Source organism: Nocardia sp. CA-151230, assembly GCF_050942175.1.
Classification (GTDB): domain Bacteria; phylum Actinomycetota; class Actinomycetes; order Mycobacteriales; family Mycobacteriaceae; genus Nocardia.
Genome location: NZ_CP192061.1, coordinates 8,412,273 through 8,429,429, shown reverse-complemented (window position 1 = coordinate 8,429,429; position 17,157 = coordinate 8,412,273). Strand labels below are relative to the sequence as shown.

Here is a 17,157-nt window from a genome sequence, read left to right as displayed (position 1 = left end):
GCCGGAGAGCCAGTAGGCCCGGCCGCTTCGAGCACTAGTTGGATCACGCGCGGATTTCGCCGCGCATTCGTCGAATCACCCAGGGCGGTGCGATTTTTCGCGACCTGGGCGGCGCGATACGTCGCACCGCCGCAGGTCTATTTCGCGATGCCCGAAAGCGGTCGGCGGCATAGCAATTCGCCATAGGAAGGGAGACTCTGGTGCAGGGTACGGAGTTGGGTGGTGTCGAGTCGTGCGACGTGTCGAGGTCGAACGAATCGAAGGGCCGGGGGGCCCCGTTCCCGCTCGGACCCGGGCAGGTGGGCGTCTGGTACGCCCAGCTCCTGGAGCCGGATGTGCCGATCAATATGGCGCAGTACGTTGATATAGAGGGCGACTGGGACCTGGACCTGCTGGCCCGGGTGAACCGTGAGGGCGTCGTGATCTGGCGCACCTCCCAGCTGCGATTCGCCGAGATCGATGGCCGCCCGCACCAGTACTTCGACTTCGACGCGGACGCGGACCCGACTACCTTCCTGGACCTGCGCGCCGAGCCGGATCCCGTTGCGGCGGCCCGGGAATGGATGCTCGCCGAAGTGGTCCGCCCGGTGGATGTCCTGACCGATGTGCTGTTCGCTCCCACCATCATTCGCATCGCCGACCGCCGCTGGTTCTGGTTCGTGCGCGCGCACCACATCGTGGGCGACGGCTACGCCGCCATGAACGTCATGCAGTGGTCGGCCAAGCGCTACACCGCGCTGTCCCGGGGCGAGCAGCCCGCGACGGTGAAAGTCGGCGCGCTGCAAGAGGTTGTGCAGTCCGAGCTGGAGTACCGCGACAGCACCCGCTTCCAGTCCGACCGCGAGTACTGGATCGAGCGCACCCGTCGCCTGGGCGGCACCACCACGCTCAACGCGCGTCCCGCGCCGCACGCCGCCCTCAACCGCCTGTTCGGATCGGCGCTGCCCGAGGGCCTGCAGGAGCGCATGCACGAGGTCGGCGTCCAGCACGATTCCGGTCTGCCGGTGGTGCTGGTGGCGGCCTTCGCGGTGTACCTGTCCCGGATGACCGGCAAGGACGAGGTGGGCATCAGCCTGCCGGTGGCCGCGCGCACCACCGCCATGCTGCGCAATTCGGTGGGCATGCTGGCCAATATCGTCCCGATGCACATGTCGGTCCGAGCCGAGACCACCTGGGCCGAACTGCTGCACGCCACCCGCGTCGAGCTCTCCGGCGCGCTGCGGCATCAGCGCTACCGGCAGGAGGACATCCACCGGGATGCCGAGCGCGAGGGCAATCCGCCGCTGCGCAGCCTGTTCGGTCCGGCGGTCAACATCATGTTGTTCCACAACCGGATCGAGTTCGGCGATGCCACGGCGCGGCTGCATCCGCTGTCGTCCGCGCCCATCGAGGACATGAACCTCAATGTCTTCTACGGCGACAACGACCGGGTGCACCTGAACATCGAGGTGAACCCGAACCTCTACAGCGACGGTGAGATTCGCGCCCACCACGCCCGCTTCCTGGACCTGCTGGAGCGACTGGTCGAACTGGACTCGGCGACGCCGCTCGCGGGTGTCGAGGTGGCCACCGCCGCGGAGCGCGAGACGGTGCTGCGGACCTGGAACAACACCGCGCATCCGGTGGCGGAGGCCACCCTGGTGTCGATGTTCGCGGCGCAGGCCGCGCGGACGCCGCACGCGACCGCGCTGCGCTTCGCGGGCACCCCGGACCTGACCTATGCCGAACTCGCCGATCGGGTGAATCGTCTTGCGCGCTATCTGATCTCGCGTGGCATCGGCCCCGAGACGCGGGTCGCGCTGCATCTGCGCCGGTCCCCGGAACTGGTGATCGCCATGTACGCGGTGCAGGCCGCGGGTGGCGCGTACGTGCCGCTGGATCCGGATCATCCGGTCGAGCGCACCGGCCACATTCTCACCAGCGCGCAGCCCGCGCTGGTGCTCGCGTCGTCCTGGGATCTGCCCGACGCCGCCGTCGACGCGCTGAACCTGAACGAGCTGGAGCTGTCCGGCTTCTCGGGCGCGCCGCTGACCGACGCCGATCGCCTGGCTCCGCTGCGGCCCGCCAATGCCGCCTACGTCATCTTCACCTCGGGTTCGACCGGTCGCCCGAAGGGTGTGGCGGTCAGCCACGCCTCGGTGGTGAACCGCATGGTCTTCGGTCAGGAGACCTACGGCCTGACCCCGGACGATGTGGTGCTGCAGAAGACCCCCGCGACCTTCGACGTGTCGGTGTGGGAGTTCATGTGGCCGTTGCAGATCGGTGCGACGCTGGTGCTGGCGCAGCCGGACGGGCATCGGGATCCGGCCTACCTGCGGTCGGTGATCGCCGAGAACCGGGTCACCGTCACGCATTTCGTGCCCTCCATGCTGGAGGTGTTCGTGGCCGGGCTGGAGGCCGAGCCCGGTGTCGCCGATCGCGCGCTGTCCTCGCTGCGGATGGTCTTCACCTCGGGCGAGGCGCTGTCGGCCGCGACGGCGCATCGGCTGCGCACGCTCTCGGGCGCGGCGCTGCACAATCTCTACGGCCCCACCGAAGCTGCGGTCGAGGTCACCTTCCATGAGGTGACGGCCGCGGACACCGAATTCGTGCCGATCGGCGCGCCGGTGTTCAACACCCGGCTGTACGTGCTCGACGCACGACTGCGGCCGGTTCCCGTGGGTGCCCCGGGCGAGCTGTATCTGTCGGGGGTTCAGCTCGCCCGTGGCTACCTGGCGCAACCCGGTCTGACCGCGGGACGCTTCGTCGCGGACCCGTACAGCGCGGAGGTCGGTGGCCGGCTGTACCGCACCGGCGATCTTGTGCGGTGGACCGAGAGCGGCGAGCTGGAGTACCTGGGCCGCACCGACTTCCAGGTGAAGCTGCGTGGTCTGCGCATCGAGCTCGGCGAGATCGAGACGGTGCTGAGTGAGCTGCCCGAGGTCGCCCGCGCGGTGGTGATCGTGCGCGACGACCAGCTGGTCGCCTACGTGGTGCCCAGCGCCGAGCTGGACGAGACCCGGCTCAAGGCCGCGGCCATGCGGGCGCTGCCCGCGTATATGGTGCCCACCGCCTACGTGCTCATGGACGAACTGCCGGTCAACACCTCCGGCAAGCTGGATCGGGCCGCATTGCCCGAGCCGGTGCGGATGGCCCACCGCTACGAGGCGCCGCGCTCGGTGGTCGAGCAGACGGTGGCGCGGGTACTGGGCGAGACGCTCGGCATCGAACAGGTGGGCCGCACCGATGATTTCTTCGCGCTCGGCGGCAACAGCCTGATCGCGACCCAGGTGGCGGCACGCCTCAATGACGAGCTGGGCTGCCGGCTGACCCTGCGCGAGCTGTTCACCGCGACCAGCGTCGCCGAGCTGGCCGCGGTCATCGACGCCCAATTCCTGGATGCCGACGCCGATTCCGCGGCGGCGCGACCGGTGGCGCTGGGCGCGAACCGTCCGGCCCTGGTCCCGCTGTCCCCGGCCCAGCAGCGCATCTGGTTCCTCAATCGCTTCGACGTCACCGCCGCGAGCTACAACATGCCGTTCGTGGTGCGGCTGCGCGGTGAGTCCGCGGATCTGCCGACGCTGCACGCCGCGGTGATCGATGTGCTGACCCGGCACGAGGCGCTGCGCACGGTCTTCCCGGTGACCGAGGACGGTTCGGCCCACCAGCGGGTGATCCCGGTGGCCGAGCTGGATGTCCAGGTGACCCACGAGACGGTTGCCGACGAGGCCGAACTCGCCGCGCGCCTGGCGGCCATCGCCGCCTGCGGCTTCGACCTCGTGGACGAGATCCCTTTCCGTGCGCAGGTTTTCACCGCCGATGTGCAGGACGAGTACGCCCTGGTCATGGTGCTGCACCACATCGCCGCGGACGGTCTGTCGCTGCCTGTGCTGGCGCGCGACCTGATGCGGGCCTATGCCGAGCGGCTGGCCGGCGGCGCGCCGACCTGGTCGGGCCTGCCGGTGCAGTACGCCGATTACACGGTGTGGCAACGCGATCGCCTGGGTGCGGCCGACGACCCGGCGTCGCTGCTTGCCGGTCAGCTGGAGTTCTGGCGGCGGACCCTGGCCGGTGCGCCGGATCTGCTGGAGCTGGCGGGCGACCGTCCGCGTCCGGCGGTGGCCAGCGGCCGCGGCGGCAAGCGGGTCTTCGACTGGCCCGCCGAACTGCACGCCCGAGTCACCGAAACCGCTCGGGCCGAGGGCGTTTCGACCTTCATGCTGGTGCACGCCGCCATGGCCCTGCTGCTGTCGCGGATGTCCGGTGAATCGGACATCGTCATCGGCACCCCAGTGGGTGGCCGCGGTCTGCGTGAACTCGACGACCTGATCGGCATGTTCGTCAATACCGTGCCGCTGCGCACCGAGATCGACGGCGCGGCGAGCTTCCGGGACTTCCTGCACCGGGTGCGCGAGGTCGACCTGGCCGCCTTCGCACACGCGGACGCGCCGTTCGAGACCCTGGTCGAATCGCTGAATCCGCCGCGCTCGCAGGCCCGCCATCCGCTGTTCCAAGTGTTGCTGTCGTTCGCCGCCCCCGGACCGACCGGTGTCGAACTGCCTGGATTACTTGCCACGACGGGTACCCTGGAGACCGGAGTGACCAAGTTCGACCTCTCGGTCGTGGTCACCGAAAGCTTCGTCGGTGCCGGTCCTGGGGAAGGTCCGGCACCGGCGGGGATTACCGCCGAGTTCGAGTTCGCGGCGGATCTGTTCGACCCCACCACCATTGACGTCCTTTCCGACCGTTTCGTGCGCTTGCTGACCGCGGTCACCGCGGATCCGGCCGCCGGGTTGGACGCGATCTCGGTCCTCTCCGAGCATGAATACGCCGATCTGACCACGCGTTCCGGCGGCCCGGCCCCGACCGGCATGACCCTGCCGGGCATGCTCGCGGCCGCGGTGGCCACCCGCCCGGATGTGATCGCGGTGGTCGACGGTGCGCGCGAGCTGACCTATCGAGAGTTGGACGCCGCCTCGAATCGGGTGGCGCGCATGCTGATCGAGCGCGGCGTGGGTCCGGAGGACCTGGTAGCCATCGGGATGCCTCGCACGCTGGAGACGGTGCTGGCGATCTGGTCGGTTATCAAGACCGGCGCGGGCTGGATGCCCCTGGATCCCGCCTACCCGGCCGACCGCATGGAGTACATGGTGGCGGACTCCGGTGCCGTGGTCGGTCTGACCACCGCGTCCGTCCGCGCCGGACTGCCGGATTCGCTGTCCTGGTTGCTGCTCGACGATTTCGCGACGTCGTCGGGCGAGGCCGTGGACGCGGTGACGCCACTGCGTCCTGTGCACCCCGGCAACCTCGCGTACACCATCTACACCTCGGGTTCGACCGGTCGGCCCAAGGGCGTGCTGCTCGCGCACAAGGGTGTCTGGGCGCTCGCGGCCGAGCAGACCCGCAACTACTTCGCCGAGCCGGACGCGCGCGTGTTGCAGGTCGCTTCGCCGTCGTTCGACATCTCGGTGGCGGAGCTGCTGCTCGCCGCGAACTCGGGTGCGACCCTGGTGGTCGCGCCGCCCGAGGCGTCGGTCGGTCCCGAACTGGCCGCGGTGATCCGGTCGCACCGGGTCACCCACATCATCATCACCCCGTCCGCGCTGGGCACCATCGACCCGGCCGAGGTGCCGGACGTGCGCGTGGTGGTGGTCGGCGGCGAGGCCTGCCCGCCGGAGTTGTTGCGGCGCTGGGCCGGTGCCGATCGCGTCTTCATCGACGCCTACGGCCCGACCGAGACCACCATCATCGTGAACGCCAGCGCGCCGCTGCCGGCCCAGGGCCCGGTCTCCATCGGCGGCCCGATGTCGGGTGTGCGGGAGTGGGTGCTCGACGAGCGGCTGCGCCCGGTCCCGATCGGCGTGCCGGGCGAGCTGTACGTGGGTGGTGACCAGCTGGCGCGCGGCTATCGCGGGCGGCCCGGCCTCACCGCCGACCGCTTCGTGGCCTGCCCCTGGATCCCGGGTGAACGCATGTATCGCACCGGCGATCTGGTCCGCTGGGGCGCGGCCGGTGACGTGCAGTACCTGGGGCGCAACGACTTCCAGGTGAAGCTGCGCGGGTTCCGCATCGAGCTCGGCGAGATCGAGGCCGCGCTGACCGCGCTGCCCGGCGTGCGCCAGTCAGCGGTGCTGCTGCGCACCGACCCGGCCCGCGGTGAGCAGCTGGTCGCCTACCTGGTGTCGCAGGGCGAGCCGCTGGATCCGGCGGCGGTCCGCGCGGGCCTGGCGGGCCGGTTGGCCTCGTACATGGTGCCCGCCGCTTTCGTGGTGCTCGACGAGTTCCCGGTCACCACCAACGGCAAGCTGGACCGAAACGCCCTGCCCGCACCGGAGTTCGAGTCGGCCGGCTACCGGCGGCCGAGCACCATGGCCGAGGAGGTGGTGGCGGGGGTCTTCGCCGAACTGCTCGGGGTGGAACGGGTCGGGGCCGACGACGACTTCTTCGCACTGGGCGGCAGTTCGCTGCTGGCGACCAAGGCGGCGGCGCGCGTCGGTGCCCTGCTGAACGCGACGGTCGGGGTGCGCCTGCTGTTCGAGGACCCGACGGTGGCCGGGCTGGCCGCGCGTGTGCTCGCGGGTACCGGCGAGACCCGGCGGCCCGCGCTGGTGGCGGGGGAGCGGCCGGACTCGCTGCCGCTCTCGCCCGCTCAACGGCGCATGTGGTTCATCAACCGCTTCGACCGCGAGTCCACCGCTTACAACCTGCCGGTGGCGCTGCGGCTCTCGGGCGAGCTGGACGCGTCCGCGCTCTCCGACGCGCTGGGTGACGTGCTGGACCGGCACGAGGCGCTGCGCACCGTCTACCCCGAGACCGCCGAAGGCCCGGCCCAGGTGATCCTGCCGGTGGCGCAGGCGTATGCCGGCCTGAAGGCGATCGAGGTCACCGAATCAGAACTGGCCGTGCGGATTCCGGAAATCCTGAACACCGTCTTCGACGTGACCGTCGAGGTGCCGATCCGGGTGGAGCTGCTGCGCCTGGTGGGCGCCGCGGGCGAGTTCACCGGCGAACACGTGCTCGCCGGTGTGCTGCACCATATTTCGGCCGACGGCTCCTCGGTGGTCCCGTTCGTCCGGGATCTGATGGTGGCCTACGACGCCCGGCGCGCGGGCGCCGCCCCGGCGTGGGCTCCGCTGAGCCTGCAGTACGCGGACTACGCGCTGTGGCAGCACGCGCTGCTCGGCTCCGATGACGATGAGACCTCGGTTGCGGCCGCGCAACTCGGGTACTGGCGCGAGACCCTGGCCGGGCTGCCCGACCAGCTGGACCTGCCCACCGACTTCCCGCGTCCGGCGCGGCAGAGCCTGCGCGGCCGCCAGCTGAAGCTGAGCCTGGACGCCGAATTGCACTCCGAGCTCACCGAATTGGGCCGCGCCCAGGGCGCGACCCTGTTCATGGTGGTGCACGCAGCCTATAGTGCGCTGCTGTCGCGCCTGTCCGGCGTGGCCGACCTCGCGGTGGGCACCCCGATCGCGGGTCGCGGCGACAGCGGTCTCGACGACGTGATCGGCATGTTCGTCAATACGCTGGCGCTGCGCACCCGGGTGGATTCCGGCGCGCCGTTCACTGAGCTGCTGGGCCGGGTGCGGGCCGGTGACATCGCCGCCTTCTCGCACGCCGACGTGCCCTTCGAGCGCCTGGTCGAGGTGCTGAACCCGGTGCGTTCGCAGGCCCGGCACCCGCTGTTCCAGGTGGGCCTGTCCTTCCAGAACTTCGAGCAGGCCGAGCTGGTGCTGCCCGAGCTGACGGTGTCGGTGGTCGAATTCGACACCCACATAGCGCAATTCGACCTGCACCTGTACGCGTGGGACCGCTACCTCGACTCCGGCGCGCCCGCGGGACTGGACCTGGCCCTCACCTACGCCACCGATCTCTTCACCGAGGCCACCGCCGGCGAGTTCCTGGCGGCACTGACCAGGGTGCTGGAAGCCGTTGCGGCGAAACCGGATCGGGTGATCGGCGATATCGATCTGCTGGGTCCGGAGCTGCGGCAGCGGATGCTGGTGGACTGGAACGCCACCGCCCACCCGGTCGCCCCCGGCACGCTGGTGGACCTGGTCGACGCGCAGGTCGCGCGCGATCCCGGCGCGGTGGCACTGCTGGACGCGCACACCGGGATCGAGCTCGGTTATGCCGAATTCGACGCCCGGGTCAATCGCCTGGCGCGACGGCTCATCGCCGCGGGCATCGGCCCGGAGACCGGCGTGGTGCTGGCCATGCGGCGTGGTATCGAGCTGGTGGTGGCCATGTACGCGGTGGTCAAGGCGGGCGGCGCGTACGTGCCGATCGACCCGGACCACCCGGCCGACCGCATCGCCTACATCGTCGAGACCGCGGCTCCCGCAGCGGTTCTCACCACGGCCGCCGATGGTGTGTCCTTCGCGACCGAGGTGCCGGTGCTGGAGATCGATCGACTCGACCTGGACGGCTTCTCGGCCGCGCCGATCACCGACGCCGAGCGGGTGCACCCGCTACGCCCGCAGCACCCGGCCTACGTCATCTTCACCTCCGGCTCCACCGGACGGCCGAAGGGCGTGACGGTCGCGCACGCCGCAATCGTCAACCAGTTGCACTGGCTACGGGACACTTTCGAGCTGGGCGCGGGCGACCGCGCCCTGCTGAAGACGCCCGCCACCTTCGATCTGTCGGTGTGGGAGTTCTGGTCGCCGATGACCAGCGGCGGCAGCCTGGTGGTGACCTCCGCCGGTGACGAGCGCGACCCGGATCGGCTGCGCGCCATCATCGCTGACCGCGGTGTGACGGTGTTGCACCCGGTGCCGTCACTGCTGGGCATGCTGCTCACCGGCGGCGATTTGCCTGCCTCGGTGCGGGCTGTGCTGGCCATCGGCGAGGCGCTGCCCGCCGCCACGGCCGCCGAGTTCCTGGGCCGGAGTGCCGGTGGCGCAAGACTTTTCAACCTCTACGGTCCCACCGAGGCCGCGGTGTCCATCACCGCGTTCGAGGTGCGGGAGCGGCACCGGCTGGCCGTGCCGATCGGCGCGCCCGCCTGGAACAGCCGGGTGTATGTGCTCGACGGCCGCCTGTCGCCGGTCCCGGTCGGCGTGCCCGGCGAGCTGTACCTGTCCGGCGACCAGCTGGCGCGCGGCTACCACGGCCGGGCCGCGCTGACCGCCGATCGCTTCGTGGCCGACCCGTTCTCGCCCGGCCGCATGTACCGCACCGGCGATATCGTGCGCTGGCTGGCGGACGGCACCCTGGAATACGTCGAGCGCGCCGACTTCCAGGTCAAGATCGGCGGCTTCCGCATCGAGCTCGGTGAGGTCGAGACCGCCCTGCGTCGGCAGCCCGGCGTGACCGCCGCGGTGGCCGTGGCGCACACCGCCGCCGACGCGGGCGCCCGGCTGGTGGCCTACGCCGCCGTACCGGACGCCGACCTCGATCGCCGCGTCGAGATCGCCGCGACCCTGCGATCGGCGCTGACCGTGGAGCTGCCCAAGTACATGGTCCCGGCGACGATCACCGTGCTGGATGCCCTGCCGCTCAATGCCAACGGCAAGGTCGATCGCGCGCTGCTGCCCGCGCCGGTGTTCACCGTCGCCGAGTACCGCGCCCCGGTCACCGAGCTCGAACTCGCCGTCGCGGAGGGCTTCGCCGAGGTGGTCGGACTCTCCGAGACCGGGACCGTCGGACTGGACACCGATTTCTTCGCCCTGGGCGGCAATTCGCTCATGGCTACGCGGCTGGCGGCGCGGCTGGGCTCGGACCGGGGCCTGCGGGTCCCGGTGGCCGCGATCTTCGAGGCCCCGACGGTGGGCGAGCTGGCGCGCTGGCTGGACACCGCGGATCCGGCCGAGTTCCGGCCCGCCCTGGTCCGCCGGACCGACACCGGTCCGGCCCCGGTCTCGCTGGCCCAGCAGCGCATGTGGGTGCTCAACCGGCTGCATCCGGAGTCGGGGGCGTACAACGTCCCCGCCGCTATCCGCCTCACCGGTGATCTGGACGTGCCCGCGCTCAACGCCGCGCTGCGGGATGTGCTGGAGCGCCACGAGATCCTGCGCACCAGCTACCCGGAGAAGAACGGCGAGCCGGTGCAGCTGGTGTTCGGTCCCGACGAACTCGACGCCGGTCTCTCCCCGATCGCTGTATCGCAGAGCGAGATTCACGATCGGGTGGCCGAGGTGGTGGCCGGCGGCTTCGACGTCACCGCCGCCCCGCCGGTGCGGATGCGGCTGTTCCGGCTGACCCCGCACGAGCACGTGCTGGTCGTGGTGGTGCACCACATCAGCGCCGACGGCTACTCGGTGGTCCCGCTGACCCGGGACCTGGTGCTGGCCTACACCTCCCGGGCCGCGGACCGGGCACCCGGCTGGTTGCCGCTCGAGGTGCAGTACGGCGACTTCGCGGCCTGGCAGCGCGAGCTGCTCGGCTCGGACACCGTGGCGGAGAGCCTGATATCGCGTCAGCTCCGCTTCTGGGTCGACGAATTGTCCTCCGCGCCCGAGCAATTGACACTGCCCACCGATCGGCCGCGACCGGCCCGCCGCGATATGCAGGGCGCGACGGTCGAATTCGAGGTGGACCAGGACACCACCGAGCGCCTGAGCGGGCTGGGCCGCGAACACGGGGCCACCCTGTTCGGAGTCGTGCACGCCGCTTTCGCGGTGCTGCTGGCCAAACTGTCCGGCCAGCGCGACATCTCGGTCGGCGTCCCGGTCGCGGGTCGCGGGGAACGGGCCTTGGACGACCTGATCGGCATGTTCGTCAATACCGTGGTGCTGCGCACCGAGGTGGACGGCAAGCTGTCCTTCCAGGAGCTGCTGCGCCAGGTGCGCGACCGCGATCTGGCGGCCTTCGCCCACGCCGAGGTGCCCTTCGAACGGGTGGTGGAGGCGGTCTCGGCCGCCACCGGCAGCGCGCGTTCGGCTGCGGTGACCCCGCTGTTCCAGGTCATGTTCGCCTTCCAGAACATCGCGGCGGGCGCGGTGGAGTTGCCGGGCCTGGTGGTCGAGGCGCTGGAGGCGCAGCTCGAGGAGGCCAAGTTCGACCTCCAGCTCACCGTCGTCGAGCGCCGTGACGACGGCGGCCGGGTCACCGGCCTGAGCATGCGGTTCGGTTACGCCACCGATATTTTCGGTGAACACACCGTGCGGCTGCTGGCGCAGCGGCTGCTGCTGGTCCTGCGCACCGTGGTCGCGGACGCGACCGCCCAGGTGCGCACCATCGACATTCGTGTCGATGCCGAGCGGATCGGTCGCGCGGGTGCGACCGCGACCGGATCCGCCTTGCCCGAGGGAGATTCGGCCGGGCACGCCCCGGCCGACCTGCCCGCCCTGATCGCCGCCGCGGCCGTGATCGCCCCCGAGGCGATCGCGTTCGAGCACGGCGATCGCACCGTCACCTACCGGGCCTTCGCCGAAAAGATCGGCACCACCGCCCGGGCCATGGGTCCCGCCGCCAAACCGGAAGCCCTGGTGAACGTCGCACTCGCCGGATTGGTGCCCGGCATCCTGACCGCCCTCGGCGGGGCCGGTCTCGGCCAAGTTCTGAGCACGCTGGTCGACCAGACGCAGACCCTGGTCCGGAGCTCGGAAAGCTCGTCGGAAGGAAACCTCTGATGCACTATGCGGAGTCGATCGCTGTCAGCCGGACCGGCCGGTTCGCAGTCCTGCGCCGGGCCTATGGCGCCGGCGATCTACCGAACCTCATAGCGGTCGTGGCCGAGCTGGACCCCGAGCGCGTGGCCCTCCGGTACGCCGGCGACACCGTCGCCTACGGTGCGCTGGCCGCCGAGTTGGCCGTGCTGACCGAGGCCATGGGCGGTGCTCTCGAACCGGAGGCGCTGATCCAGGTCGTGGTGTCCGGGCAGCTGCCCGCGCTCATGGACGGTCCGGCGGGCGAGCTGACGGCGGTGCTGGAGGCGCTCATCGATGACGCCGTCGCCGCCGCTTCCGATGTGCTGGAACCGAATCTGGCCCCGGTCGAGACGCTGACCACGCAGTTTCGCCAGCAGGCTCGGCTCACTCCGGACGCGGTCGCCCTGGAGTTCAGGGGCGAGCGGCTGACCTACGCGCAGTTCGCGGCGCGGATCACGGTGCTGGCGCGGCACCTGCGCGACCTGGGCGTGGGCCCGGACGTGCTGGTGGCCATCGCGGCCCGGCGTTCCTTCGAAATGCTGGTCGGCATGTACGCGATCCTGGAGGCGGGCGGCGCGTACCTGCCCATCGACCCGGATCACCCGTCCGATCGCATCAGCTACGTGCTCGAGGTGTCCGCGCCCGCGCTGCTGCTCACCACCACCGCCGACCAGCCCGATTTCGACGGCAGCGTGCCGGTGCTGCGAATCGACGAATTCGAGGCCACCGCAAGGGAATTGGCGGCGGACCCGGCCCGGGTGCCGTCCCCGGCCGACGACCCGCGGCTAGCGCAGCCGGGCAATGACAACCTCGCCTGCCTGCTGTTCACCTCCGGCTCCACCGGCCGCCCCAAGGGTGTGGCCATCACGCACCAGGCGATCCAGTCGGTGTTCCACTGGCAGCAGCGGCTGATGACGCTGTCATCCACGGACATCATGCTGTTCAAGACTCCCTACACCTTCGACGTCTCGATGTGGGAGATCTTCCTGCCCCTGCAGAACGGCGCCCGGCTGGTGATCGCGGAGCCCGAGGGCCACCGCGACACCGACTATCTGCTCCGCACCATGCGCGAGGCGCAGATCACCGCGGCCTTCTTCGTGCCGTCCATGCTGTCGGTGCTCATCGCCGCGGCCGAGGCCGATTCCGAGGGGCTCAGCGATTCGCTGCGCTTCATCATCGCCGGCGGCGAGGCACTGCCCGCCGCCACCGCCGCTGGCTTCCGCAGCGTCAACGGCGCGACCCTGTACAACATCTACGGTCCGACCGAGGCCGTCATCATGGTCACCACCCACGAGGTGACCGCCGCGGACGTCGATTCGGTGCCGCTGGGCATGCCCGGAGACGATGTCGAACTGCTGGTGCTCGACGAGGATCTGCGCCCGGTGCCGCCGGGTGTCGTGGGTGAGCTGTATCTGGGCGGAAGTCAGTTGGCCCGAGGCTATTTCAACCGTCCGGGGTTGACCGCGGAACGGTTCGTGGCCAACCCGGAGGGGCCGGCCGGTGATCGCATGTACCGCACCGGTGACCTGGTGCGCTGGGTGGCCGGGATCGATGGCGGTCCCACCGAACTGGAGTACCTGGGCCGCAGTGACTTCCAGGTCAAGCTGCGCGGCCAGCGCATCGAGCTCGGGGAGGTGGAGGCCGCGCTGCTGCGCGACGAGACCGTCGCGCAGGCGGTCGTCGTGCTGCACACCCGGGCGACCGGTGAGCAGGCGCTGGTCGGCTATGTGGTGCCGGCCCGTGGTGCCGAGATCGATACCGCCGCGGTGCTTTCCGCCGCCCAGGCGCATGTGCCCGGCTATATGTTGCCCTCGCTGCTGGTGTCGCTGCCGGAGATGCCGGTGAGCGCGCACGGCAAGCTGGATCGGCGGGCACTGCCCGAACCGGTGTACGCGGACCTGGCCGTCGGTTACCGTGAGCCCGCGACGCCCGCCGAGCGGGCGGTAGCGGTGGCCTTCGCCGACCTGCTCGGTGTCGAGCGGATCGGCGCCGACGACGACTTCTTCATGCTGGGCGGCAATTCCCTGGTCGCCACCCGCGTCATCGCCCGGATCCGCGAATCGCTGGGCGTGGTCGTGGACGTGCGTGACTTCTTCGACCGGCCGACCGTGGCGGCGCTCGCCGCGCTGGCCGAGAATGCCACTTCCGGTGCGGATTCCGTGCCGGTGCTGGCGTCCGGCGCGCGGCCCGAGGCGCTGCCGCTGTCGCCCGCGCAGCAGCGCATGTGGTTCCTCAACCAGTTGGCGCAGGACGGTTCGGGCACGGCCGATTTCGATCCTGCCGCCGTGGACAACGTGGTCGCGGCCCTGCGCCTGCGCGGCTCCCTCGATGTCACCGCTCTGCGTGCGGCGGTCGCCGACCTGGTCGACCGGCACGAGATTCTGCGCACCCACTACCCGCAGACCACCGGCGGCCCGGTTCAGATGATCGGTGCGGCAGGGGAATCCGGGCTCGCCGAGCTGGATCTCACCCCGGTCGAGACGGACGAGCGAGAGCTGTTGCGGGCCGTGATCGACGCGGCCGCACGCGGTTTCGACGTCGCCGCACGAGTCCCGCTGCGGCTGCGGCTGCTGCGCCTGGGCGCGGACGACCACGCCCTGGTGCTGGTGGTGCACCACATCGCCGCCGACGGGTTCTCATTGGGCCCGCTGGTGCGCGACCTGGTGGTCGCCTACGCGGCGCGTGAGGCCGGGATGCTGCCCGGCTGGCACCCGCTGACAGTGCAGTACGCCGACTACGCGCTGTGGCAGCGCGCGGTGCTGGGCGACGAGGCCGACCCGGAGTCCACCGCGGCCCGCGAGCTCGCCTTCTGGACCGCCGAACTCGCCGAGCTGCCGGCGCAGCTGGACCTGCCCGCCGACCGGCCCCGCCCGGCGGTGTCGAGCTACCGCGGCGCGACCTACCGGACCTCGGTCCCGGCCGACCTCCGCGCCGCCGTCGAGGCGGTGGCCGCGAGCCGCCAGGCCACGCCGTTCATGGTGCTGCACGCCGCCCTGGCCGCGCTGCTGTCGCGGCTGTCCGCCACCACCGACATCGCCATCGGCACCCCGGTCGCCGGGCGCGGCGAGGCCGCCCTCGACGACCTGATCGGCATGTTCGTCAACACCCTGGTGCTGCGTACCGAGGTGCGCGGCGACCGGTCCTTCGCCGACCTGGTGGACCACGCCCGCGATCGCGACCTGCGCGCCTTCGCCCACCGCGAGGTGCCCTTCGAGCGCCTGGTGGAGGTGCTCAACCCGGTGCGCGCCCGCAACCGGCACCCGCTGTTCCAGGTGGCGCTGTTCATGCAGAACCAGGGCATTCCGGCGCTCGCGCTGCCGGGCATGTCCGCCGAGCTGGTCGAATTCGACCAGGCCGTCGCCAAATTCGATCTGAACCTCGAGATCACCGACGAGGATGCGGGCTACCGGGTCGACTTCACCTATGCCACCGACCTTTTCGACGAGGGCACGGTCGCGGAGTTCGCCGCCAAGTTCCTGCGCCTGCTGAGCGCGGCCACCGCGGACGCCGAACGCGCCGTCGGCGATATCGAGCTGCTGGACGCCGGTGAGCTCGAATACGTGCTGGGCAGCTGGAACGCCACCGGCGCGAAGGTCGCCGACACCCTGCTGCACGCCGGTTTCGACGCCCAGGCGCAGCGCACCCCGGGCGCCGTCGCCCTGGTCTCCGGTGACGAAACCCTCACCTACGCCGAGCTTTCCGAGCGCGCCAACCGCCTGGCCCGCCGGCTCATCGCGGCGGGCGTGGGCCCGGAGTCGCTGGTGGTCCTGGCCATGGCGCGCTCGGCCGAGCTGGTGGTGGCCATGTACGCCGTGCTGCGCGCCGGGGCCGCCTACGTGCCGATCGATCCGAGCCACCCGGCCGAGCGCATCGCCACCGTGCTGGACACCGCACGCCCGGCGCTGGTGCTCACCACCGCCGTCGACGCCTTCCACACCGACGCCGCCCCGGTGCTGCGTGTGGACGAGGCCGACCTGTCCGGCTTCGCGGCGGGCAAGATCGGCGACCGCGAGCGCCGCGCCCCCGTCCACCCCGAGCACCCGGCCTACGTGCTGTTCACCTCCGGCTCCACCGGCACCCCCAAGGGCGTGGCCGTGAGCCACCGCGCCATCGCCAACCAGATGGCCTGGATGCAGGCCGAATACGGCATCAGCCGGTCGGATGTCTACCTCCAGAAGACGCCCAGCACCTTCGACGTCTCGCTGTGGGGCTACTTCCTGCCGCTGCGGGTCGGCGCGACGCTGGTGCTGGCCGCCCCGGACGGCCACCGCGACGCCCGCTACCTGGCGGAAACCATTGCCGCGCGGGGCGTCACGCTGACCGACTTCGTGCCCTCGATGCTGTCGGTGTTCGCCGCGCACGCCGAGCCGGGCGAATTGGATTCGCTGCGTGACGTTTTCGTCGCCGGCGAGGCGTTCCCGGCCGAGACCGTCGCGGCCTTCCGGGCCGTCTCCGACGCGACCCTGCACAACCTCTACGGCCCGACCGAGGCCGCCATCACCGTCACCTACCGCGAGGCCGACGAGCTCGCCCCCGCGGTGCCCATGGGCGAGCCCGAGTGGAACACCCAGGTCTACGTGCTGGACGCGCGGCTGCGCCCCGCCCCGATCGGGGTGCCCGGCGAGTTGTACCTGGCCGGTGTGCAATTGGCGCGCGGCTACTACGATCGCGCCGACCTCACCTCGGATCGCTTCGTGGCCAACCCCTTCGGCAATCCGGGCGCGCGCATGTACCGCACCGGCGACCTGGTGAAGTGGACCCGCGACGGCGAACTGGCCTACCTGGGCCGCATCGACTTCCAGATCAAGTTCCGTGGTCAGCGCATCGAACTGGCCGATATCGAGAGCGCGCTGCTCACCGCGCCGGAGGTGGCGCAGGCCGCCGTCCGGCTGATCACCGCCGACACCGGCGACTACCTGGCCGGATACGTGATCGCCGCGGAGGAAGCGGAGATCGACACCGAGGCGCTGCGGGAGCGGCTGACCGCGCTGCTGCCGCCCTATATGGTGCCGACCGCCGTCGTGGAGCTCACCGAGTTTCCGTTGGGCACCAGCGGCAAGCTGAACCGCGCGGCCCTGCCCGTTCCGGCCCTGGCCGCCAAGCGCTTCCGCGCCCCGGTGGACGCGGCGCAGCGGGTGGTGGCCCGCGTCTTCGCCGAGGTGCTCGGCCTCGACCGGGTCGGTCTGGATGACGACTTCTTCGCCCTCGGCGGCAGCTCGTTGCTGGCCACCCAGGTGACCGCGCGCGCCGGCGCGGAACTCGGCGTGCGGGTGCCGGTCGGGATGCTGTTCGAGGCCGGGTCGGTGGCCGGGTTCGCCGCCGCCGCGAGCCGGCTGTCCAGCACCGCATCGCGTCCCACGCTGACCGCGCGGGTGCGGCCCGAGCGGATTCCGCTCTCGCCCGCGCAGCAGCGGCTGTGGTTCCTCAACCGGCTCGAGAACGAGCTGGACGGCCCCAGCCTCTACAACCTCCCGCTGGTGCTGCGGCTGTCCGGCCGCCTCGACGCGGTCGCCCTGGAGACGGCCGTCATGGATGTGCTGGCGCGCCACGAATCGCTGCGTACCCAGTACCCCGAGGACGAGAC

At 71.0% G+C, this 17,157-nt stretch carries 2 protein-coding genes (1 of these 2 cut by a window edge); both read left to right on the top strand.

Annotated features, from left to right (window positions below; translation table 11 throughout):
* Positions 1–239 precede the first annotated feature (239 nt).
* Positions 240–11,555 carry an amino acid adenylation domain-containing protein gene (locus ACQP1O_RS39370; protein ID WP_433563371.1) on the top strand — a complete coding sequence of 3,772 codons (11,316 nt, stop codon included), beginning with the start codon at positions 240–242 and terminating at the stop codon, positions 11,553–11,555.
* Positions 11,555–17,157, top strand: partial view of a non-ribosomal peptide synthase/polyketide synthase gene (locus ACQP1O_RS39365; RefSeq protein WP_433563370.1) — the 5' end (the start) only. It continues 13,459 nt past the right edge of the window; only the first 5,603 of its 19,062 coding nucleotides appear in the window; it begins with the start codon at positions 11,555–11,557; the stop codon falls past the right edge of the window. Before ACQP1O_RS39370 ends, ACQP1O_RS39365 begins: the two co-directional genes overlap by 1 nt.